17 protein-coding genes and 1 pseudogene are annotated in these 21,140 nt (G+C 56.0%); 13 read left to right on the forward strand and 5 right to left on the reverse strand.

Annotation, left to right across the window (positions count from 1 at the left end):
- Positions 1–246: 246 nt before the first annotated feature.
- Genes ACJBF3_RS18860 through ACJBF3_RS18880 form a run of 5 tightly spaced genes read left to right on the forward strand, consistent with a single transcriptional unit; the run spans position 247 to position 4,908 of the window.
- On the forward strand, positions 247–1,059 hold the full coding sequence (locus tag ACJBF3_RS18860) for an ABC transporter ATP-binding protein (protein ID WP_045330087.1): 813 nt from the start codon (positions 247–249) through the stop codon (positions 1,057–1,059).
- The gene (locus ACJBF3_RS18865; RefSeq protein ID WP_045330089.1) at positions 1,056–2,039 is read left to right on the forward strand and encodes an iron ABC transporter permease; all 984 of its coding nucleotides are present in this window, start codon (positions 1,056–1,058) and stop codon (positions 2,037–2,039) included. The genes ACJBF3_RS18860 and ACJBF3_RS18865 overlap by 4 nt, the downstream gene beginning before the upstream one ends.
- Positions 2,036–3,076 (forward strand): iron ABC transporter permease, encoded by a 1,041-nt coding sequence (locus tag ACJBF3_RS18870; RefSeq protein WP_045330090.1) that lies wholly within the window; start codon positions 2,036–2,038, stop codon positions 3,074–3,076. The genes ACJBF3_RS18865 and ACJBF3_RS18870 overlap by 4 nt, the downstream gene beginning before the upstream one ends.
- Positions 3,077–3,085: 9 nt before the next feature.
- Entirely contained in the window at positions 3,086–4,036 is a 951-nt protein-coding gene (locus tag ACJBF3_RS18875; protein ID WP_045330111.1) for an iron-siderophore ABC transporter substrate-binding protein, read from the forward strand.
- On the forward strand, positions 4,033–4,908 hold the full coding sequence (locus ACJBF3_RS18880; protein WP_045330092.1) for a MurR/RpiR family transcriptional regulator: 876 nt from the start codon (positions 4,033–4,035) through the stop codon (positions 4,906–4,908). The genes ACJBF3_RS18875 and ACJBF3_RS18880 overlap by 4 nt, the downstream gene beginning before the upstream one ends.
- A gap of 91 nt (positions 4,909–4,999) precedes the next feature.
- Here ACJBF3_RS18880 and ACJBF3_RS18885 read toward each other — a convergent pair whose 3' ends face one another.
- The 4 genes from ACJBF3_RS18885 to qseB form a co-directional block, all read right to left on the reverse strand.
- Positions 5,000–5,314, reverse strand: coding sequence for a putative quinol monooxygenase (locus ACJBF3_RS18885; protein WP_032642059.1), 315 nt, complete (start codon positions 5,312–5,314; stop codon positions 5,000–5,002).
- A 31-nt stretch (positions 5,315–5,345) separates the two neighbouring features.
- Complete coding sequence (locus ACJBF3_RS18890; RefSeq protein WP_023616895.1) at positions 5,346–5,927, reverse strand: NAD(P)H-dependent oxidoreductase; 582 nt, start codon at positions 5,925–5,927, stop codon at positions 5,346–5,348.
- A 105-nt stretch (positions 5,928–6,032) separates the two neighbouring features.
- Positions 6,033–7,370, reverse strand: a complete 1,338-nt coding sequence (gene qseC / locus ACJBF3_RS18895) for a quorum sensing histidine kinase QseC (protein WP_045330094.1) — start codon at positions 7,368–7,370, stop codon at positions 6,033–6,035.
- Positions 7,367–8,026, reverse strand: a complete 660-nt coding sequence (qseB, locus tag ACJBF3_RS18900) for a quorum sensing response regulator transcription factor QseB (RefSeq protein ID WP_045330096.1) — start codon at positions 8,024–8,026, stop codon at positions 7,367–7,369. Before qseB ends, qseC begins: the two co-directional genes overlap by 4 nt.
- A 138-nt stretch (positions 8,027–8,164) precedes the next feature.
- On the opposite strand from qseB, the gene ACJBF3_RS18905 reads away from it, so the two are divergent.
- The 5 genes and pseudogenes from ACJBF3_RS18905 to ACJBF3_RS18925 form a co-directional block, all read left to right on the forward strand.
- Complete coding sequence (locus ACJBF3_RS18905; protein WP_045330098.1) at positions 8,165–8,566, forward strand: YgiW/YdeI family stress tolerance OB fold protein; 402 nt, start codon at positions 8,165–8,167, stop codon at positions 8,564–8,566.
- A gap of 118 nt (positions 8,567–8,684) precedes the next feature.
- The gene (parC, locus tag ACJBF3_RS18910; RefSeq protein ID WP_045330099.1) at positions 8,685–10,943 is read left to right on the forward strand and encodes a DNA topoisomerase IV subunit A; all 2,259 of its coding nucleotides are present in this window, start codon (positions 8,685–8,687) and stop codon (positions 10,941–10,943) included.
- Positions 10,944–11,106: 163 nt separating this feature from the next.
- Positions 11,107–11,844, forward strand: coding sequence for a 1-acylglycerol-3-phosphate O-acyltransferase (gene plsC, locus ACJBF3_RS18915; protein ID WP_024906505.1), 738 nt, complete (start codon positions 11,107–11,109; stop codon positions 11,842–11,844).
- Between the two features lie 58 nt (positions 11,845–11,902).
- Positions 11,903–13,315: a cell division protein FtsP gene (gene ftsP / locus ACJBF3_RS18920; protein ID WP_045330101.1), complete on the forward strand. Its 1,413-nt coding sequence runs from the start codon at positions 11,903–11,905 to the stop codon at positions 13,313–13,315.
- Between the two features lie 159 nt (positions 13,316–13,474).
- A pseudogene (locus tag ACJBF3_RS18925) lies at positions 13,475–14,647 on the forward strand (YgiQ family radical SAM protein); the annotation flags it as partial.
- A gap of 138 nt (positions 14,648–14,785) precedes the next feature.
- Here the strand turns inward: ACJBF3_RS18925 and ACJBF3_RS18930 are convergent.
- Positions 14,786–15,421, reverse strand: a complete 636-nt coding sequence (locus ACJBF3_RS18930; RefSeq protein ID WP_023279901.1) for a hypothetical protein — start codon at positions 15,419–15,421, stop codon at positions 14,786–14,788.
- 613 nt (positions 15,422–16,034) lie between these two features.
- Here ACJBF3_RS18930 and ACJBF3_RS18935 point away from each other — a divergent pair.
- From ACJBF3_RS18935 to ACJBF3_RS18945, 3 genes are read left to right on the forward strand one after another with little or no spacing between them, the layout of a single operon-like run.
- Positions 16,035–17,282, forward strand: coding sequence for a site-specific integrase (locus ACJBF3_RS18935; protein WP_007897923.1), 1,248 nt, complete (start codon positions 16,035–16,037; stop codon positions 17,280–17,282).
- Positions 17,269–19,035: a hypothetical protein gene (locus ACJBF3_RS18940; RefSeq protein WP_032607906.1), complete on the forward strand. Its 1,767-nt coding sequence runs from the start codon at positions 17,269–17,271 to the stop codon at positions 19,033–19,035. The genes ACJBF3_RS18935 and ACJBF3_RS18940 overlap by 14 nt, the downstream gene beginning before the upstream one ends.
- On the forward strand, positions 19,023–21,140 hold the full coding sequence (locus ACJBF3_RS18945; protein WP_017384059.1) for a hypothetical protein: 2,118 nt from the start codon (positions 19,023–19,025) through the stop codon (positions 21,138–21,140). The genes ACJBF3_RS18940 and ACJBF3_RS18945 overlap by 13 nt, the downstream gene beginning before the upstream one ends.

Below are 21,140 nucleotides of genomic sequence, written 5' to 3' on the forward strand. Positions count from 1 at the left end.
AGTAAATGGAAAAAAGAAAAAATTGGCTACAGCAGATAGCTATGGAGGTAAGCGCAGCGGATATGTTTTTAAGTTATTAAAATTGATGGTTTTTTAAACCTTCTTGCTTTTGTCTTTCCTCTGGCTTACCCCTGGTTTTTTCAGGGTGTTTCTTCTCTTGACTACTACAGGGCGCGGCGTCAAACTCTCAAAAGAGAATGATTTTTATTTATATTTATTGCTGTTTTTTATTACGTTGGCGTTCACGTGGCTCACAACACCCAAAAACCGGGACTGGTTCTGGAGAACCTCTCTGCGGGCTATCAGAAAAAAATCATCGTTGATGATATCTCCCTTACGATCCCTCAGCAGAAAATGACGGTGCTGGTAGGGGCGAACGGCTGTGGGAAATCCACGCTGCTGAGCACGATTGCGCGCTTGCTCCAGCCGCTTGGCGGCGCGGCCGTTCTCGACGGCAAGGCGATTCACGAGCAGCCGACTAAAGCGGTCGCCCGTCAGCTTGGCATTCTCCCGCAGTCTCCGCTGCTGCCGGAAGGGTTAACCGTTTTTGAACTGGTCTCGCGCGGGCGTTTTCCCTGGCAAAATTTCATGCGCCAGTGGAGCGACGAGGACGAGCGGGCGGTGGAAGAGGCGCTGCGCCTTACCGGTACGGCGGAGTTTGCCCATATGCCGGTGGAGAGCCTGTCCGGCGGGCAGCGTCAGCGCTGCTGGATCGCCATGGCGCTGGCGCAGCAGACGCCGTATATCCTGCTTGACGAGCCCACGACGTTTCTCGATCTCCGCTACCAGGTGGAGATCCTGGAACTGCTGCACACCCTGACCCGCCGGCACGGGCGTACCGTCGTGGTGGTGCTGCACGACCTCAACTTCGCCGTGAACTATGGCGATTCGCTGGTCTTTTTACGCCAGGGCAAAGTGGAAGGCGTCTTGCATGAGGGCGACGTCTGCACGCCAGCGCTGATCAAAGCGGTGTTTGATGTGGACGTGCATATGTCCATTAACCCCTTGACCGGCAAGCCGTTCTTTATGCCGTTTCGCCAGGGCAGCGTTCAGCCATGATGCGCTCCTCTCTGGCCTTCCTGCTCTTCGCCTTACTGCTGGCACTGGGTGCGATTCTGCACCTTGGGATCGGCGCGCGCTTTATCGCCCCGCAGACGGTGGTAGAGGCATTCATCCATTTCGATCCGCGCAATTTCGACCATAACGTCATTATCAAATTAAGGCTGCTGCGCCTCTGCGCCGCGATGGTGACGGGCGCCGCGCTCGGCGTCGCGGGCGTGCTGCTGCAGTCCGTAATCCGCAATCCGCTCGGCGAGCCGCATATTCTGGGGCTCAACGCCGGGGCGGCACTGGCGGTGGTGCTGACGAGCGCGCTTGGGCTCTCGCTGCCGTTTGGCCGTCCGCTGATTGCCGCCGCCGGTGCCGCCGCGCTGTTTCTGCTGGTGCTGACGTTCTCCTCGTCCGGCCGCACCGGGCTTACGCCGATGAAAATCACCCTGTGCGGCGTGGCGATGTCGGCGTTTGCCTCGTCGATTACCGCCGCGGTGTTAATCCTTGATGAGCAGACGCTGCTCGCCATGCGCACCTGGCTGGCGGGGGATCTGGCCGGGGTCAGCGTGCAGACGCTTCAGGGGGCGCTTTGGTCTGCAGCCGCCGGTTTTGTTCTCGCTATCGGGCTGTCGCCTTCGCTCAACATGCTGGCGCTGGGAGACCGAATGGCGCAGGGGCTCGGCGTGTCGCTGCTGAAAACCCGCCTGCTGGCCCTGCTGGCCATCGCGCTGCTCTGCGGCGCGGCCGTCTCAATCGCCGGGCCGATTGGCTTTATCGGGCTGGTCGTGCCGCAGCTTATTCGCCGTCTGGCGTCGGTCGATTTACGCGTGATGGTGCCGCTGTCCGCCCTGTGCGGTGCGCTGGTTCTGCTGCTGGCGGATATCGCCGCCCGCACGCTGTTTACGCCCTGGGAACTGGCAACCGGCATCATGACGGCTCTGGTTGGCGCGCCCGTGTTTATCCTGATGGCCGCGAGGATGTTCAAATGAACCGGGCCGGACTGCGTGCGTTACGCGTGGGTGCCTTCTCGACGCTGGTTCGTCCAAAAGCGCTGGCGTGTCTGGCCGTGCTGACGCTGGCGGCCTGCGTGCTGACCGCTTTTGGCCTGACGCACGGCTCATTACCCATTCCCGCCTCCGCCATCGGGCGCGCGCTGTTTTCGCCTGAAAGTCTGACGGCGGAGACGCGCTACATCGTGATGGATATCCGCCTGCCGCGCCTGCTGATGGCGGTGCTGTGCGGCGCGATGCTCGGCATGGCGGGGGCGGCAATGCAGTCTGTCACCCGCAATGGCCTTGCTGACCCGGGGCTTATCGGCGTGAAGGAGGGCTGCAGCGCGGCGGTACTGCTGCTGATTTTCCAGTTCCCGGCGCTTGGCCTGGCCTGGCGACCGCTGGTCGGCATGGCCGGTGGGCTACTCACCGCGCTGCTGGTGATTGCCCTGGCGCGCGACATCTCGCGACCGCGGTTCATCCTGATCGGGATCGGCGTGTCGTGGGCCTTCGCTGCGGCAATGGGCGTTTTTATGACCACCGCCGACGTGCGCGACGTGCAGACGGCAATGCTGTGGCTGGCGGGAAGCCTTCATGCGGCAAACTGGACGCTGGTGGGATTGGCCGCGCTCTGGGCCGCCCCCGCGTTTGCGCTGCTGCTCTTTACCGCGCGGTCAGCGGACGTGGCGCTGCTCGGCAACCACGCCGCGACGGGACTTGGCGTGCGCATAACCCGGCTGGCGCTGCTGCGGGTTCTTGCCCCGGTGGTGCTGACGGCGGCCTGCGTCTCCTGCGTGGGCAGTATTGGATTCGTGGGGCTGATTGCCCCGCACATGGCGCGCCTGCTGCTGCGAGGCGGGCAAAACGCGCTCCTGACGGGAAGCGCCGTGCTGGGCGCACTGCTGGTGCTGCTGGCGGATAACGTCGGACGCCTGGCTTTCCTCCCGCTGCAGCTGCCGGCGGGAATTGTGATTTCACTGATTGGCGGACCGTTTTTCCTGCTGCTGCTCTGGCAGCGTCGGGACAGATTTTAGGGGACTATGATGCGCATACTGTTTTCGATGCTGTTGCTGGTGGGCTTCGCGGTGAGCGCGGCGGAGCCGACGCAGGTATTTACCGACGATTTGGGACGCAAGGTTGCTGTGCCGGTTCACCCGAAGCGGATCGTCTCCTTACACGATCTTGATATCACCATTCCGCTGATAGAGCTTGGCGTGCCGCCGGTGGCGAGCCATGGCCGCACGCGGCCTGACGGCAGCCACTTTCTGCGTTCCAGCGGCATGCTGACCGGCGTCGACTTCGATAATTCCGACATCAAATTTATCGGTACGGCGGATATCAACATAGAGGCCATTGCCGCCGCAAAGCCTGACCTGATTATCACCGAGCCGACGCGCAACACCCCGGTGGAACAGCTGGAAAAAATTGCCCCGACGGTGAGCATCGATCATCTCGACGGCGGGGCGCCGGAAATCTACCGCAAGCTGGCGCAGCTCACGGGCACGCAGGCAAGGCTAAACATTCTGGAACGCCGCTATCGGGAACAAATCAGGGCGCTGAAGGCGGCCATCGACACGCGCAAAATCACCGTGTCGGTGATTCAGGCCAATCAGGGGAAAATCAACGCCATGCACAGCTACCACTCACTGGGCCGCGTCCTGCGTGATGCCGGTTTTACCTTCCCACCGCTGATTGAGTCCATCCCGGAAGGGGGACGGATAGACGTCAGCGCCGAGCGCCTGCCGGAGCTGGACGCCGATTTCGTCTTCGCCACCTGGCGCGGGGATACGGGCGGTAAACCGCAGGACGAGCTGGCGGCAATGGATGCGGTCATGCCGGGCTGGTGCCAGTTCCTGAACGCCTGCCGAACCGGGCACTACGTGCTGATCTCGCGTGAAGAGGCCATCTCAAATTCGTTTGCGTCTTTAGGGCTGATGGCCGCGCAGGTGCAGTCGCAGATTGCAGGGCGTCCTCTGCCGGAGGCATCGCGGTGAGCCGAAAAGTCGACGTCTTCGGCGACCGCCTCCGCTCGCGGGCGCACCAGCTGACGCCGCGCCTGCTGCAGGTGGCGCGCTACATCAACGAGAATCGTGAAGCGGTGATGGAACAGACGGCGATGGAGATCGCGACGTTGCTGAAAACGTCCGATGCCACCGTCGTTCGCGCCATTCAGGCGCTGGGCTTTGCCGGGCTGCGCGATCTCAAGCAGACGCTGGAGCAGTGGTTTGGTCCGGTGGTCACCTCCAGCGAAAAGATCTCCACGACGGTGAACACGCTCGCCAGCGACGTTAACGCAAGCATTGATTTTGTGCTGGAGGGGCATCAACACACCTGCGAGGTGTTATCGGAGCCCCACAACCGCTTCGCGATGGCGCAGGCGGTCTCTCTGCTGGCTCAGGCGAGGCAGGTTGCCATCTTTGGCATTGGCGCCTCCGGCATTCTGGCCGAGTACACCGCCAGGCTGTTCAGCCGTATGGGTTTACCCGCCACGCCCCTAAACCGGACCGGAATAGGGCTTGCCGAGCAGCTGATTGCGCTTCAGCGCGGCGACGTGCTGGTGATGATGGCGCAGAAATCCGCGCACCGGGAAGGGCAAACCACGCTCCGTGAAGCAAAACGTCTCGGTATTCCCACCATCCTGCTGACCAATGCCCTCGATTCGCGATTCAGCAAGGAGGCCAGCGTGGTGATCCACGTTCCGCGCGGCGGCGAAAAGGGCAAAATCCCGCTCCACGGCACGGTGCTGCTGTGTCTGGAGATGATTATTTTATCCGTCGCCTCCACCGAGCCGCAGCGCTCCATCAAGTCGATGAAGCGCATCAACGAGTTACATCGCGGGTTAAAGCCGGGGAAGAAAAGCAGCTAAAACAAAGCCCGGTGGCGCTAGCGCTTACCGGGCTACGGTGCAGTTTTAGTAGGCCGGGTAAACGCAGTGCCACCCGGCAAATACCACGAACTTACGCCCCTTGCTCCAGGATGCGGATGTGGGTTTCCAGCACGTCGCCTTTCACCGCGTCGCTCCACGCTTTCATATGCGCGGTCTGCAGGTGCGCTTCAAGATGCGCGACGGTTTCCCACTGCTCAACCATGATGATCGAGTCCGGCGCGGTGGCCTGGAAGCTTGCGTCAGTGGCGGCATCCACCATCGGCGCGTAGCCGTGGCAGCCTTCTTCTTTCAGTACGGTCGGGATAATTTTCGCGAACTGATCCAGCACCGCCTGACGGTGATGTTGACCTGGACGAGTACGGATTTCTGCGATTACGGTAAGCATGTTGACTACTCCTTTAATTCCAGGCTACCAGTTAAGCAAAAATTTCCGCGAGATGCTTGCGATATTCTGCGATATAGCGCGGGACATCAGGCATTTTAATCACGTCGTTGACGATAAAGGTCGGCAGCGGATCCATGCCCAGGAACTGATTCGCCTTGTGGAACGGCAGGTATGCGCCGTCCACGCCCACGCCTTCGAAGAACTGATCTTTCTCGGTGAAGGCTTCCAGCGGGGCGTTCCAGGTCAGCGACAGCATATATTTTTTTCCCTGAATCAGGCCGCCGGAACCGTATTTTTTGGACGCGTCAGAACGGGTACGACCGTCGCTGGCATACAGTGAGCCATGACCTTCGGTGAACACGTCGTCCATGTATTTTTTCACGGTCCACGGCGCGCCCATCCACCAGCCGGGCATCTGCCAGATCACGACGTCAGCCCACAGGAAGTTCTGCACTTCGGCCTTCACGTCGTAGTTACTGTCCGCGCGTACGACCTTAACATCATGCCCGGCGTCGCGCAGGAAACCGTCCGCGACCTCGGTCAGGGTGTCATTCAGCTGGCCTTTAGAGTGCGCAAATTCTTTTGCACCGTTGATAATCAGAATGTTGCTCATTACTTGTCCTCGATGATGAGAGTATGGCGGGTATTCTACGCGCGAGGACGGAGCGGAAAAATGAGCAAAATGTGCAAAGTCTTTTGCTCCAGATGCAACAATCCCTCACCAGCTGACCTTCACTTCAAAACCGCCTTCAGGGGCATTGCCCGGCGCGACGCGCATTCCGTGCAGGGTGGCGATGCGCTTCACAATGGATAACCCCAGCCCGCTGCCCGTGGCATCCTGACCCGGCGGACGGTAAAAGCGTTCGCCGATGCGCGCCAGCGCGTCGGGCGAAATGCCCGGGCCGTTGTCGCGTACGGTAAAGCGACGCGCGTCCAGCGTCACGTCCACCACGCTGCCGCGCGGGCTGTAGCGAATCGCGTTATCCAGCAGGTTGCGTACCAGCAGGCTCAGGAGCAGCTGCTGTCCCGTGCGCGTCACCTCGGGCGCGTTGATGTTGAGGCGGATATCAATGCCCGCCTGCTGTGCCGCAGGGTAAATATCCATTACCGCGGACTGCAGCAAATCGGCCATCGCGATCTGTTCTACACCGTCGAGGCTGTCCAGCGAGTCCAGACGCGACAGGGTGAGGAGCTGATCCACCAGCCGGGAAGCGCGGTCGATGCCCGCATGCAGCTGCATCAGCGCCTTTTCCCGCGCCTGCGGATCGTCCTGCGAGAGCTGCGCCACGTCGGTTTGCACCTTCAGGGCCGCCAGCGGGCTGCGCAGCTCGTGGGCGGCATCAGAGGTAAAGCGGCGCTCGCGGGTCATCATCTCCTGGGTACGCGCGAAGAGATGATTCAGCGCGTCGAGCAGGGGGCGCACCTCCATGGGGACGCCCTCAAGGGGCAGCGCATCGGTGGCGTCCGGCGAGCGGGAGCGCAGGGTCTGCGCCAGCTTTTTCAGCGGCTTCAGCTCCCGGCTGAGGAGGAGAATCAGCAGAAGCAACATCACGGGCAGCGCCACCAGCCACGGCGTGAGCTGCGAGCTGACCACGTCCAGCGCCATATCCTGGCGGTACTCCCACTCCTGGCCGACCACTACGCGGTATTTCCCGTCTGGCGAGGTCAGCCATAAAAAGCGCCATTCGTCGTTATCATCCTGAAGCCGTCCGTCGTCAAAGCCGTCACGGCGATAGTGGTACGGAATATCGCGGCCGTTTTCGCCGTCGTTCAGGAGCATCTTGCCGTCGACGGTGTAAATGGCAAAAGCCAGCGCGTCATCATCCAGACGACCGTGCTTCACTTTTTTGGGGATCTCACGCATGCGTTCGGGGGCGCGGATCTCGTTAAGATCCATCGTCAGCAGTCGTTTGGCAAACAGCATCTGCTGGGTATCGAACAGCTTATCGAGCTTGTGGGTCGTTTGCTGCCAGGCCACCAGGCTGGCGGCAAACCAGGCCGTCAGCGAGAGCAGCAGGAAGAGAAGCGTCAGGCGCAGCTTCAGGCTCAGCTTCATGCGTCACCCAGGGTGTAGCCGATGCCGTGCACGGTGCGGATAAACTCGCTGCCAAGCTTGCGGCGCAGGTGATGAACGTGGACTTCTACCGCGTTGCTGGAGACGTCGTCGTCCCAGGTATAGAGTTTTTCCTCGATCAGCTTGCGCGGCAGCACCCGACCCGCATTGCGCATTAACAGCTCCAGCAGGGCGAACTCTTTCGGCTTGAGCGTCAGCGGCTCGCCGTCCAGCGTGGCGATGAGACGGGTCGGATCGAGCGTCACCTTCCCGTGGCGCAGCTCGCTGCGCGCCTGGCCGTGGCTGCGGCGGACCAGCGCTTCGAGGCGGGCACCCACTTCGATCAGCGCGAACGGCTTACAGAGGTAATCATCCGCGCCGAGACGCAGCCCCTCGACGCGCTGGCTAAGCGCATCCCGCGCCGTCAGAATTAATACCGGCTCGCTGCGCCCGCTTTCGCGCCACGCGCGCAGGATCTCCAGACCGTCAATTTCCGGCAGCGTCAGATCCAGCACCACGGCATCATAGGGCGCAGACGAAAGCGCAGCCTGACCGGTTTTACCGTCGGTAAACCAGTCCACGCTAAAGCCCATTTTGCTTAAGCCCGCCTTGATGCCGTCGCCGATTAACCTGTCGTCTTCTACCAGTAAAATGCGCATATTCCCTCCTTGTTGTCGCCAGTAAACCTCCTGTGCCCGTGCGCTGTACAGAAAAAATAAATAAATTTTCCCCTTAAGAAGTTGTTAAGGATTACCCTGTTAAATGGACCGCGAAACCAGATTAAAGGGAGACTTAATATGAAAAAATTCGCTGCGATTGCCGCCATCATGATGATGACCACTGCCCCTGTTTTTGCCGCGCAGGGGGGCTTTAACGGCCCGTCCGCAACCGCGACCCAGACGCAAACCCAGCAGGGCGGTTTTGTGGATAACAACGCCAACCTGACGACGGCGGCAAAAGTGAAGGATCTGAAGGACGATGCCTGGGTGAAGCTGCGTGGGAATATCACCGAGCGCCTGTCCGATGACCGCTATACCTTCCGCGATGAAACCGGCACGGTAGTGGTTGAGATTGACCACAAGCGCTGGAACGGCGTGACCGTCACCCCGCAGGATAAGGTTGAACTCCAGGGTAAAGTCGATAAAGAGTGGAACGAGTTTGAAATCGACGTGAAGCAGGTCATCAAGCTGAACAACTAACCCGAAAAGGGCCGCTTAAGCGGCCCTTTTTCTTTGTGACTCAACTCGTCAGATAAGGTAGTATCTGCGGCAATATTGCCTGAAACCCTCCGGTTTCTGAGTTGAGGAATCACACGTAATGAGCGATATGGCAGAGCGCCTCGCGCTACATGAATTCACGGAAAACGCCTACCTGAACTACTCCATGTACGTCATCATGGACAGGGCGTTGCCGTTTATCGGAGATGGCCTGAAGCCCGTTCAGCGCCGCATCGTGTATGCGATGTCCGAGCTGGGGCTGAACGCCACCGCCAAGTTCAAGAAATCCGCCCGTACCGTCGGTGACGTGCTGGGTAAATACCATCCGCACGGCGACAGCGCCTGTTATGAAGCGATGGTGCTGATGGCGCAGCCGTTCTCCTACCGCTACCCGCTGGTGGACGGGCAGGGGAACTGGGGCGCGCCGGACGATCCTAAATCCTTCGCGGCGATGCGTTATACCGAATCACGCCTGTCTAAATATGCCGAAGTGCTGCTGGGCGAGCTGGGTCAGGGAACCGTTGACTGGGTGCCAAACTTCGACGGCACGCTGCAGGAGCCGAAGATGCTGCCTGCGCGCCTGCCGAACATCCTGCTGAACGGCACCACCGGGATTGCAGTCGGTATGGCGACGGACATTCCGCCGCACAACCTGCGTGAAGTGGCGAAAGCCGCCATCACCCTGATTGAGCAGCCGAAAACCTCGCTGGACGAGCTGCTGGATATCGTCCAGGGGCCGGACTACCCGACCGAAGCCGAAATCATCACCTCGCGCGCGGAAATCCGCAAAATCTACCAGAACGGCCGCGGCTCCGTGCGCATGCGCGCGGTGTGGAATAAAGAGGACGGCGCCGTAGTCATTACCGCGCTGCCGCACCAGGTTTCCGGTGCCAAAGTGCTGGAGCAGATCGCCGCCCAGATGCGCAATAAAAAGCTGCCGATGGTGGACGACCTGCGCGACGAATCCGACCACGAGAACCCGACCCGTCTGGTGATCGTGCCGCGCTCTAACCGCGTGGACATGGAGCAGGTGATGAACCACCTGTTTGCCACCACCGATCTGGAAAAAAGCTACCGCATCAACCTGAACATGATCGGCCTCGACGGACGCCCGGCGGTGAAAAACCTGCTGGAGATCCTCACCGAATGGCTGACGTTCCGCCGCGATACGGTCCGCCGTCGTCTGAACCATCGTCTGGAGAAAGTGCTTAAGCGCCTGCATATCCTCGAAGGTTTGCTGGTGGCGTTCCTCAATATCGACGAGGTGATTGAGATCATCCGTACCGAGGACGAGCCGAAGCCCGCCCTGATGTCGCGCTTTGGCATCAGCGAAACCCAGGCCGAAGCGATCCTCGAGCTGAAGCTGCGCCATCTCGCCAAGCTGGAAGAGATGAAAATCCGCGGCGAGCAGAACGAGCTGGAAAAAGAGCGCGATCAGCTGCAGGCAATCCTCGCCTCCGAGCGCAAGATGAACACCCTGCTGAAGAAAGAGCTGCAGGCCGATGCCGACGCGTTTGGCGACGACCGTCGTTCTCCGCTGCACGAGCGCGAAGAAGCGAAGGCGATGAACGAGCACGACATGCAGCCGTCCGAGCCGGTGACCATTGTCCTGTCGCAGAGCGGCTGGGTGCGCAGCGCTAAAGGCCACGATATCGACGCGCCGGGGCTCAGCTACAAGGCGGGCGACAGCTTCAAAGCGGCGGTGAAAGGCAAGAGCAACCAGCCGGTGGCGTTCATTGACTCCACCGGCCGCAGCTACGCCATTGACCCGATCACGCTGCCTTCCGCGCGCGGGCAGGGCGAACCGCTCACCGGCAAGCTGACGCTGCCGCCGGGCGCGACGGTCGACCATATGCTGATGGAAGCCGATGACCAGAAGCTGCTGCTGGCGTCCGATGCGGGCTACGGGTTTATCTGTACCTTTAACGACCTGGTTTCCCGCAACCGTGCCGGTAAGGCGCTGATTAGCCTGCCGGACAACGCCCACGTGATGGCACCGCTGGTGATTGAGAACGAAAGCGACATGCTGCTGGCGATCACTACCGCCGGTCGTATGCTGATGTTCCCGGTCAGCGATCTGCCGGAGCTGTCGAAAGGCAAGGGTAACAAGATCATCAACATCCCGTCGGCGGAGGCCGCGAAAGGCGAAGATAGCCTTGCGCACCTCTTCCTCCTTCCGCCGCAGAGCACGCTGACCATTCACGTCGGCAAGCGCAAAATCAAGCTTCGTCCGGAAGAGCTGCAGAAGGTGGTGGGTGAGCGCGGTCGCCGCGGCTCGCTGATGCGCGGCCTGCAGCGCATTGACCGCGTGGAGATTGACTCTCCTGCACGCAGCGCGGCGGGTGACAGCGAAGAGTAATGTCGTGATATCCCCCTCTGCCCGGAGGGGGAATTTCAAGAAAATTTCCCGTAAAATCGTTGTTAATTCGTGCGTTGCGATTAACAATACGCGCTCGTAATAAAGTCCTTACCTGGCCACAGGTGAAGTATAATTGTCAGCTGTTGGGGCTTCAGAGGTCGCTATGCTATACATTGTTCGTCTTATTCTTACCGTTATCTACTGTATTCTGGTCTGTATTTTCGGCTCTATTTATTGCCTGTTCAGCCCGCGCAACCCGAAGCATGTCGCCACCTTTGGCCATATGTTCGGGCGTCTTGCGCCGCTGTTTGGCCTGAAAGTTGAAAAACGTCTGCCGGAAGGGGCGGAGAACTTCGGTAACGCCATCTATATCGCCAACCATCAGAACAACTACGATATGGTCACGGCCTCCAATATCGTGCTTCCACCGACCGTGACGGTGGGCAAAAAAAGCCTGCTGTGGATCCCGTTTTTTGGCCAGCTGTACTGGCTGACCGGTAACCTGCTGATCGACCGTAACAACCGTGCAAAAGCGCACAGCACCATTGCGGAAGTGGTGAACCATTTTAAAAAGCGCAAAATCTCCATCTGGATGTTCCCGGAAGGAACCCGCAGCCGCGGTCGTGGCCTGCTGCCGTTTAAAACCGGTGCGTTTCATGCCGCAATTGCGGCAGGTGTTCCAATTATTCCTGTGTGCGTTTCGAATACTTCGAATAAGATTAATCTTAACCGCCTGAATAACGGGCTGGTGATTGTCGAAATGCTGCCGCCCGTCGATACCAGCAAATACGGTAAAGATCAGGTGCGCGAGCTGGCAGCGCACTGCCGCGATCTGATGGCTGAGCATATTGCGCTGCTCGATAAAGAAGTCGCAGAGAGAGAAGCCGCAGGTAAGATTTAACCCGGCGTTGAAGGAAAAACGAATTCCCGCGTTGTTAGTCGTTTCAGATGGAGCTTATATGTCACTCAGTCGGCGTCAGTTTATTCAGGCTTCGGGTATCGCCCTCTGTGCGGGTGCGATGCCGCTGACAGCCAGCGCCGCCGGGCAGCAACAGCCGCTGCCCATTCCGCCACTCATTGAATCCCGTCGCGGTCAGCCGCTTTTTCTGACGCTGCAGCGCAGCCACTGGTCCTTCACCCAGGGGACGCGCGCGCCGGTCTGGGGGATTAACGGACGCTATCTCGGGCCGACCATCCGCGTGTGGAATGGCGATGACGTAAAGCTCATCTACAGTAACCGTACCCCTGAAAACGTCGCCATGACCATCAGCGGCTTACAGGTGCCCGGCCCGCTGATTGGCGGCGCGGCGCGAATGATGTCACCCAGCGCCGACTGGGCGCCCGTGCTGCCCATTCGCCAGAGCGCGGCCACCCTGTGGTATCACGCCAACACCCCTAACCGCACGGCGCAGCAGGTCTATAACGGCCTGGCCGGCATGTGGCTGGTGGAAGATGAGGTCAGCAAATCCCTGCCGATTCCGAACCACTACGGCGTCGATGATTTCCCGATTATCATCCAGGACAAACGTCTGGATAATTTCGGTACGCCGGAATACAGCGAGCCGGGCAGCGGTGGCTTCGTCGGCGATACGCTGCTGGTGAACGGCGCGCAAAGCCCGTATGTGGAAGTGTCTCGCGGCTGGGTGCGCCTGCGTCTGCTCAACGCGTCTAACTCGCGCCGCTATCAGCTGCAGATGAGCGACGGCCGTCCGCTGCACGTGATCTCCGGCGATCAGGGCTTTTTACCGGCGCCGGTCTCCGTGAAGCAGCTGGCGCTCTCGCCGGGTGAGCGTCGCGAAGTTCTCATTGATATGACCAACGGGGATGAAGTGTCCGTGACCTGCGGCGAAGCGGCCAGCATCGTTGACCGTATTCGCGGGTTCTTTGAACCGTCGAGCATTCTGGTCTCAACCCTGGTGCTGACCCTGCGCCCAACCGGCCTGCTGCCGCTGGTGACCGATAGCCTGCCCATGCGCCTGCTGCCGCAGGAGATCCTGAGCGGCTCGCCGGTGCGCAGCCGTGATATCAGCCTGGGCGACGATCCGGGCATCAACGGCGCGCTGTGGGACGTCAACCGCATCGACATTACCGCCCAGCAGGGCACCTGGGAGCGCTGGACGGTGCGTTCAGATATGCCGCAGTCGTTCCATATTGAAGGGGTGTCGTTCCTGATCCGCAACGTTAACGGCGCGATGCCGTTCCCGGAAGATCGCGGCTGGAAAGATACCGTCTGGGTGGACGGCCAGGTTGAGCTGCTTGTCTACTATGGCCAGCCTTCGTGGCCGCACTTCCCGTTCCTGTTCCACAGCCAGACGCTGGAGATGATGGACAGGGGCTCCGTGGGGCAGATGCTGGTGAATCCGGCACCGTAAAACGAGTCGGGTGGCGGCTTCGCCAGTCCCGTAACGCGTAGGCCGGGTAAGGCGAAGCCGCCACCCGGCATAAAAACCTCCGCACAATACCCCTTCATTTCCCACAATGTTCCAGCGTATAATCCCCGCCCTTTTGTCTATTTTTTCTTCGGAAGCATTATGAGCGCAATTTCCCTGATCCAGCCGGATCGTGACCTCTTCTCCTGGCCCCAGTACTGGGCGGCCTGCTTTGGACCGGCACCGTTCCTGCCGATGTCCCGGGAAGAGATGGACCAGCTGGGCTGGGACAGCTGCGACATCATTCTGGTTACGGGCGACGCCTACGTTGACCATCCGAGCTTCGGCATGGCCATCTGCGGCCGTATGCTTGAGGCCCAGGGCTTCCGCGTGGGGATCATCTCCCAGCCTGACTGGAACAGCAAAGACGACTTTATGCGTCTGGGGAAACCGAACCTGTTCTTCGGCGTGACCGCAGGCAACATGGACTCGATGATCAACCGCTACACCGCCGACCGTAAGCTGCGTCATGACGATGCCTACACGCCGGATAACGTGGCGGGTAAACGCCCTGACCGCGCGACCCTGGTGTATACCCAGCGCTGCAAAGAAGCCTGGAAGGACGTGCCGGTGATCCTGGGCGGCATCGAGGCGAGCCTGCGCCGTACCGCGCACTACGACTACTGGTCAGATACCGTACGCCGCTCGGTGCTGGTGGATTCTAAAGCCGACATGCTGATTTACGGCAACGGCGAGCGTCCGCTGGTGGAAGTAGCGCATCGTCTGTCGCAGGGCGAGCCGGTGAGCAGCATCCGCGACGTGCGCAATACCGCCATCATGGTGAAAGAGGCGCTGCCGGGCTGGCGCGGGGTGGATTCCCGCATCATCGATATGCCGGGCAAAATCGACCCAATCCCGCACCCGTACGGCGACGATCTGCCGTGTGCCGATAACAAGCCGGTAGAGCCAAAGAAAGCGGAAGCAAAGGCTATCGTCGTGCAGCCGCCGCGGCCGAAGCCGTGGGAAAAGACCTACGTGCTGCTGCCGTCCTACGAGAAGGTGAAAGCCGACAAGGTGCTCTACGCCCATGCCTCCCGTATTCTGCACCATGAAACCAACCCGGGCTGCGCCCGCGCGCTGATGCAGAAGCACGGCGAGCGCTTTATCTGGATCAACCCGCCGGCCATCCCGCTCTCCACCGAAGAGATGGACAGCGTCTTCGCGCTGCCGTATAAGCGCGTGCCGCACCCGGCGTACGGCAACGCCCGTATTCCGGCGTATGAGATGATCCGCTTCTCGATCAACATCATGCGCGGCTGCTTCGGCGGGTGCTCGCTTACTCTTGTTTTTATGTATTTAGAGTTAAACTCTACTTTTCTATTTTTAGAATTCAAGCTATTCATCGTAATTGAGAGATATCCTTTTAATGTTCAGCAAGCCTGTTAAAAGCACTTTATCTGAACCGCGTTTTGCCTAAATCCTGCTCAATATATACTCTCCCTGAGTTCTGAAATCCTCAAATTCCCCAATCTTAAAGCATTGATACATAGATGATGTCAGATAATGCGCAATCATCTCACCGCCAATATGGATCCGTTCCGGGTGTGAGTATGTCGCCTGTATAGCCCTTTGTTCATTCATCATTACAGGAATTGTCTGCAACAAATCCCCATCCAGGATTTGGCACTCAGGTTTTACTCCTGTTCCGTATTGTAATTGCTCTGATTCGAAATCATGGACTGAGCGATAGGCGAACGAAACGATATTTCCTGTTTCCTCGCAAATTGCGAACTGATAAACACTGGTTGTCACCGTTGAAGAAGAGGGAATTGCATGGTCATGCTTGTATTGTTTCCACAGCCTCCTTAGACAGGCCGATGTATGATAATTGAGATTTTGTATACCTGATACGACCATTCTGGTTGATGCTTCAAGCAACCAGGTGTTAGAAAATCCACCTGCCCCCGTACCTGCTATGATGGTTCTTAGCTGGGGGATGTAACCTGCTTTGGAAACAAAAGATAACGGCTCCCCATTATCGGTGACGGCAAGGGTATCTGTTACAATCAGTGCTTGTGCTTCGTCTGTATAAAATATCAGTGATGACATATTTTCCTCATCCAGAAAAGACATTACATGAATCACAGAACAGGTCACTACAACCACGTGAAAGGGAGTCAGACCATTTTCCAGAGGTAAATATATTCTTGTGTTTGGACGCGTTGCGGTTCTCTGTAAAAAATATATAGCACAAACAAAAGTCCCCGCAGGGATAAATATAGTTATATGCGCTTTTTCTGCTGGCTTTTACAATTGAAAGTGACAGGTAAACGAAATGTGTTACAGGTTTCTTTTGCTTTTCGTTGGGTTCTGTATATGCGAATTTACCCTGTGTGTTATTTTTGCAATGGACTCAGGCTGTATTCAATCAATTAAGGTTTACTTCTGGCATTAAGATGTATCCGTTGCCTGTTTTTTAAGGGCACGGTTTGTGCCGGGAAATGAAAATCACATCTTAAGTTCTTCACTCAAAGGATTTGTGATGTTTATCACGTATGGTCCGGGTAACGTGTTGAGGTCAATGTATTGCATCGTGATGGTGTCGTTACATCTTTTACTTTCCTCCTGATTTGCATATTCACTCCCGGCAACCTGGTTGTTTGTTTTTTCTTCTTCCGGATTTATAGTGTAGGCATGAGGTGGCGTTTCAGGGCGACAGACTGTGAGGATAATCACTAACATTCATGCGCGTTATGGGCGTGTCAGCAAACTGGATGCAACAGAGCCGAAACTGAAATTTGAACCCGGATTTCTGTATGCTGAAATACCTTATATTAGCGGCATCCAGAATCGAAAACTGAGCCGATATGTACACTTTTATCTTATGGATAAAGCTATCCTGCAGGCCAGGGATTTAAAGCCTTTAGCCCGGGCATTTTTACGCTGGATAAGGTGGCTGGAGGATAACGGACTTGACCCTTTCACCCCGGGAACGTTGAAATACCAAAGCCCTACATATGGCTTCAGGGAGTATCTTCTGGGGGCCGTAAGGCAGGGGCGCATCGCCTCATCCACCGCGGCGGTGTACATCAGCGTTATCCGACGGTTTTACGTATTTCTGGGCAAGTGTGGTGAGCTGGCTGCCAGCTCATTTTTTACGTTGGTCGAAAAAGTCGTTGACGGGCGACGCAAGGTGATAAGTTCGGATCTTGCCATCAGGATAACCAGCACAACAAAAAGGACAATCAACCCACTGAATGATGCAGAGGTTCATATCCTGGATGAGGCACTGAAATCTGAGTCCGGGTTGTTCAGTTTAATGATTGTGCTGATGAAAAATTGTGGGTTACGGCTGGATGAAATGCTGACCCTGCCGTCGTCACTCTTTACTGAAGAGTACCTTGCCAGTGTCCCTGTATCTGAGTTGACCATCAGGGGGCTTCATATTGGTCCGAGATGCGGAGTTCATACGAAGTTTGGGATGACGCGAGAACTCTTCATCACCAGACGATTGTACGAGCAGGTTCTGGATTATCTGGCGGATGAGGAGTATGAAAAGAAGATCCAAAAATGGCGTGCACGACAGGGTGGGGAAGGGCGGCACGAGCCTTTATTTTTAATGGCAAACGGGAAACGGATGTCTGAAAAAGCCTTTTACTCCCGCTGGTACAGTTTTCGCCATCGCCTGGCCCGGTCTGCTCCGGGAAATGTGTTCAGACATAAACCCCATGATTTGCGGGCAACGTTTGCGACCCATTTTTTACGCTCGGCACTGAGTTGCTATCCCGATCAGGCCGCAAATGCGCTGGGTACAGTAAAATACTGGATGGGCCATAAAAGCGAAAATACGACGATGAAATACATCGTCTTTCTTCAGCAAAACCAGATTTCTGATGCAGTCGCCGGGGTCATGGACGCATTGATTGACGGTGCTGCAGGTCGCGATGGAGCCATATATGAGCCGGAGTGAAACGCAGATAACGTGGATGGCCGAAAATGTGCTGTCATGGGAGACGGTCAGCGGACACATCACTCAGCGGGATCTGAACCGATATTATTTACTTGACGTTTATCTTCAGGCTCATTTTTCAGATTATGTGTTGCTCCCCGGATGGTTTAGTGAACATTCGCATCTTGCCCGCCCTGAAAAACGCGATTTTATTGCCTCTCTGAAACGATTTCTTCTGTCTTACCGTCCCGCCGGAAGGTTAACCATTTTCCGTTATCTCAATATGTTTTTTATATGGCAGTCAGTCAATCAGTATGACTATGGCACGGCTGAAGGCGTTGAAATGTATATTAAACATCTCATGAACGATATTCGTCGGCGAAAAATTTCAGTCAGGATGGCAAGACACTACTTGTCCGTGGTCAACCGGTTTTTGCTTACGGGCGGGCAGATTCAGAGGCGGTATGAATATGAATTCTTACCGAAAGGAACGTATCAGCAGCAGGGAAGGGATAGCTATACCAGGAATGAACTTTCCGAGATCCTGAGGCAGTTGTCATCCATGAATGAGTTCCTTGCGGGATGTATCCGGGAGCATATCGCTAAATCGGAAAAAGGGGTGCGGCATTTCTCACCGTCTTTGCTGGCACCTGTTTATGAAGCGTATTTCCGGTATCCGGGAGAGAACGGGGTCAGCAGGGCAGAGATCATCATCAGGGACGTTCTGGAAAATTACTTTCTTACTTCTTTTTTTCTGTTCTGTTACCACACATGGGGAAACACCTCTCAGGTTCTGGGTCTGACGCGGGATGATATACATCTGGATGAAAAGGGTATCAGCACTGATTATGTTTATAAGGGGAGAGCGAATAAGTATATACGTCTGACGATAGGTAAATCGGAGTATGTGACCAAACGTGCGGGCTATTACTGGTTTCTGTCTTTTATCAGGCTCAGGGACGACATCGTTAACTATCTGGTTTCCGCAGATAACTTCCCTCCGGTACAGGCGCTGTTTCTGAGTGAGCCGCAGGTGAAATTCCGTAAGCTTTATTCTCTTAATCCCAGTCATCTGACTAAATTTTCTAACTCTGAGGGGGCGTGGGCCACGATGCGGCAGCTTAATCCCTCGCTTCCATCAATTACCGTTTCTGGCTTGCGCAAAACGTCTGAGCAGTATACGGACAGAACATTAAAGAATGGTCTGATTACGGCGGAAAAAGCACAGCATAACTGGGGCACTTACAGGCGGAATTATGCTGCAGGTAACCCACAGGGGGCGAAGGAAAACTTCAGTGCTGCACTTGATACGCTTATGAATCAGGGGATTGCGACACGTGCGTTATCCGAGCGGGTAAAAGTTGCTGATGAGCTGGGGATCGATCTGCGTGGAAGCGATGAGGGTGTGGATCTTTTATTGAATGGCCTGGGATGTCGATCGCAGGAGCCGCCTACAGATATTGAATTGCGCTTTATAAAAAAGCAAAAACGATTTGGCCGGACACCAAAGGCTTGTGCGGATTTTTCTCATTGTGTCGAATGTTCAAAAAGTTGCGTTGTGGAAACGCTGGAGTCTGTATGGCTCCTGCTGTCATTCAGGCATGCTATCGAGTATGGAAAACCGTTGTACATCGGTTCGGTCAATGCTGTGGAGCGTTATGAAACGTTACTCCTGAAGATTGATTTACGGCTTGGGCTGGTAGATGAGGCGATCCTGAAAAAAGCGCGCGTTAAACTTCAGCGAGAAGGTGTGGCTCCGGTATGGCAGATTTGAAGAAAAAAGAGGTAAGCCGTAGTCGAATGGCGGAGTTTCCTGCCGGAACGCCGCTTCGTTCAGGGGATGAGTTTCCGACTGAGGATATCATCTGTGAGGCACTAGAAAACAAAAGCTTTGAACGTCTGAATAACTGCCTGGTTATCGCCAGCTCAGATGAACATGATATGCGTTTTATCAATGAGGAGACGCTGAATATTTATTTCAGGGATGATGTCTGGACCAATCGCTATGTCAGAACCCATATTGGTGAAACGTTAAGAACCGTTAATTTTTCAGGCATACGGGATCCTGAACTGCGTCTTGAAGCCAAAATCATCTCAGCCAGCCTGCTCTGGATTGTCGGCAGGACCGCGAAGACGCAGTCCCTGATCCGGAAATGTGCAAACATTGTGGCGGGAGCCCGTATTATTGAGTCTATGGGGTATCGCAGTCTGTTTCAGCTTCGTTTTCCGCTTGTCCGGAATGCTTTCATTGTAAAGATGAAGGAGGAGGATGAGCACGGCAGGAAGCGTTCTGAAAGAACATTACGTAATTACTTTATGGACCTGGCGGATATCTCGCTGACAGGTCATACCCGTCTTCGAAAATACGGTTACTTTCCTGATATTAGCTTCGACAGTTACAACAGTGTGGATGATTCAAACCAGACATATTGTATGCCTTTCAGTCTTATGATGTCTGTCTGGGAAGGGCTGATTACTGAACTGGATGCTGAAATCAGTGATTTCGATTTTGACGGGTTTTCCCGGCTGTGCGCTATCATAAACGGTTTTTATGATTCGCCTTACTATACGTCGATGCTGGAAGCCCGTAAAAGAGGGACAGCAAAAAGCATACCGGATTACCGGGCCGCGTATTACTACAATATTGTTGCCGGGGAAATTCGGGCGCTTTTCGCGACACTTGGCCCCGGGATGCAGGGCTGGTTCTCGGTACATAAAAATAAGCGCTGGAGATCTGATTTTATTGGCGTTGATCACATAAAGCTGAACACCTGGCATTTTGAGCTGACGTTAAAAGTCATGAATGTGATACAGGCCATGTCGGGGATGAGACACAGCGAAGTGCTTGGCGTGATGCACGGTTCACTGATTTATGATGGTGATATCCTGGGACTTCGTTCGGTGTTGCATAAGTTCGCCCCGGAAGGTGGAAGTCACGAAGACTGGGTTGTTTGTCGCTATGTGGAAAAGCCTTTTCAGCATTTACGCAGAATTAATCAAATCATGACAGGCCTGGACGGGAAGACGCTGGACAATGTTCCATTGTCTTTAAATATCAGGTCGTGGTTCTCGGAGCAAAAACTCTCTTTTATGGGGACGCAGCGCCAGACTGAGTGGGCAAAGAAATTTGTGAAAAGACACCATCTGTTCATCCGACGTGACCATATTGATGAGTTCAGGCTTTTAAATCCAAACATACGTGATGATGAACGCGTTGCGATGGAGATTCGGGAGGGGGCTTTCTGGCCATTGCGAACCCATCAGTTTCGCCGTTCACTTGCTGTACACCTCAGGCGTCTTGATCTGATTTCTACTAATGATCTTATCCGGCAGTTTAAGCACTTAATCAGAGGCATGACGGAGTGGTATATGTCCGGTGCACTCAACGCTTCGCATTTTAGCCGGGCGATCCCTCAGGCATTCGCTGCCGAGATTGAGAGGGTTGATACCGAACTCTCAGCTTCCAGGGCTGTTTCTTATCAGCATGAAGGCCTGCTTTATGGCGAAGGCGGGAAGTTACTGATGTCCCAGAGAGGTGGGCACTTACATCAGATGACGTTTCCTACACTGAAAAAAGCGATGAGCATGGCTAAACGAGGCGGGCAAAAACTGGTATCTCTTGGAAACGGTTTTTATTGCATGAATGGCCATGACTGCGAGTTTAAGGCGGTTGTTCAGTCAGCGTCCTGCAATCCGGGATGTGAGAACATGCTGGCCGGAGCTGATTCTGTTCCCGTGTGGAAACGCAGGATGGCTCATTATGACAACCTTCTGGAGATTGCCGTGCGAAATAATGCTCCTCAGGCTGACAGGGATTTTCTGATGCTTGAGAGAGATTTTTATGCAGATGCTGTCCGTTTTTTTGAAAAGGATGAATAG

It is taken from the genome of Enterobacter sp. PP-008-ECC_S150 (assembly GCF_045257065.1).
Taxonomy (GTDB): Bacteria; Pseudomonadota; Gammaproteobacteria; order Enterobacterales; family Enterobacteriaceae; genus Enterobacter; species Enterobacter chengduensis.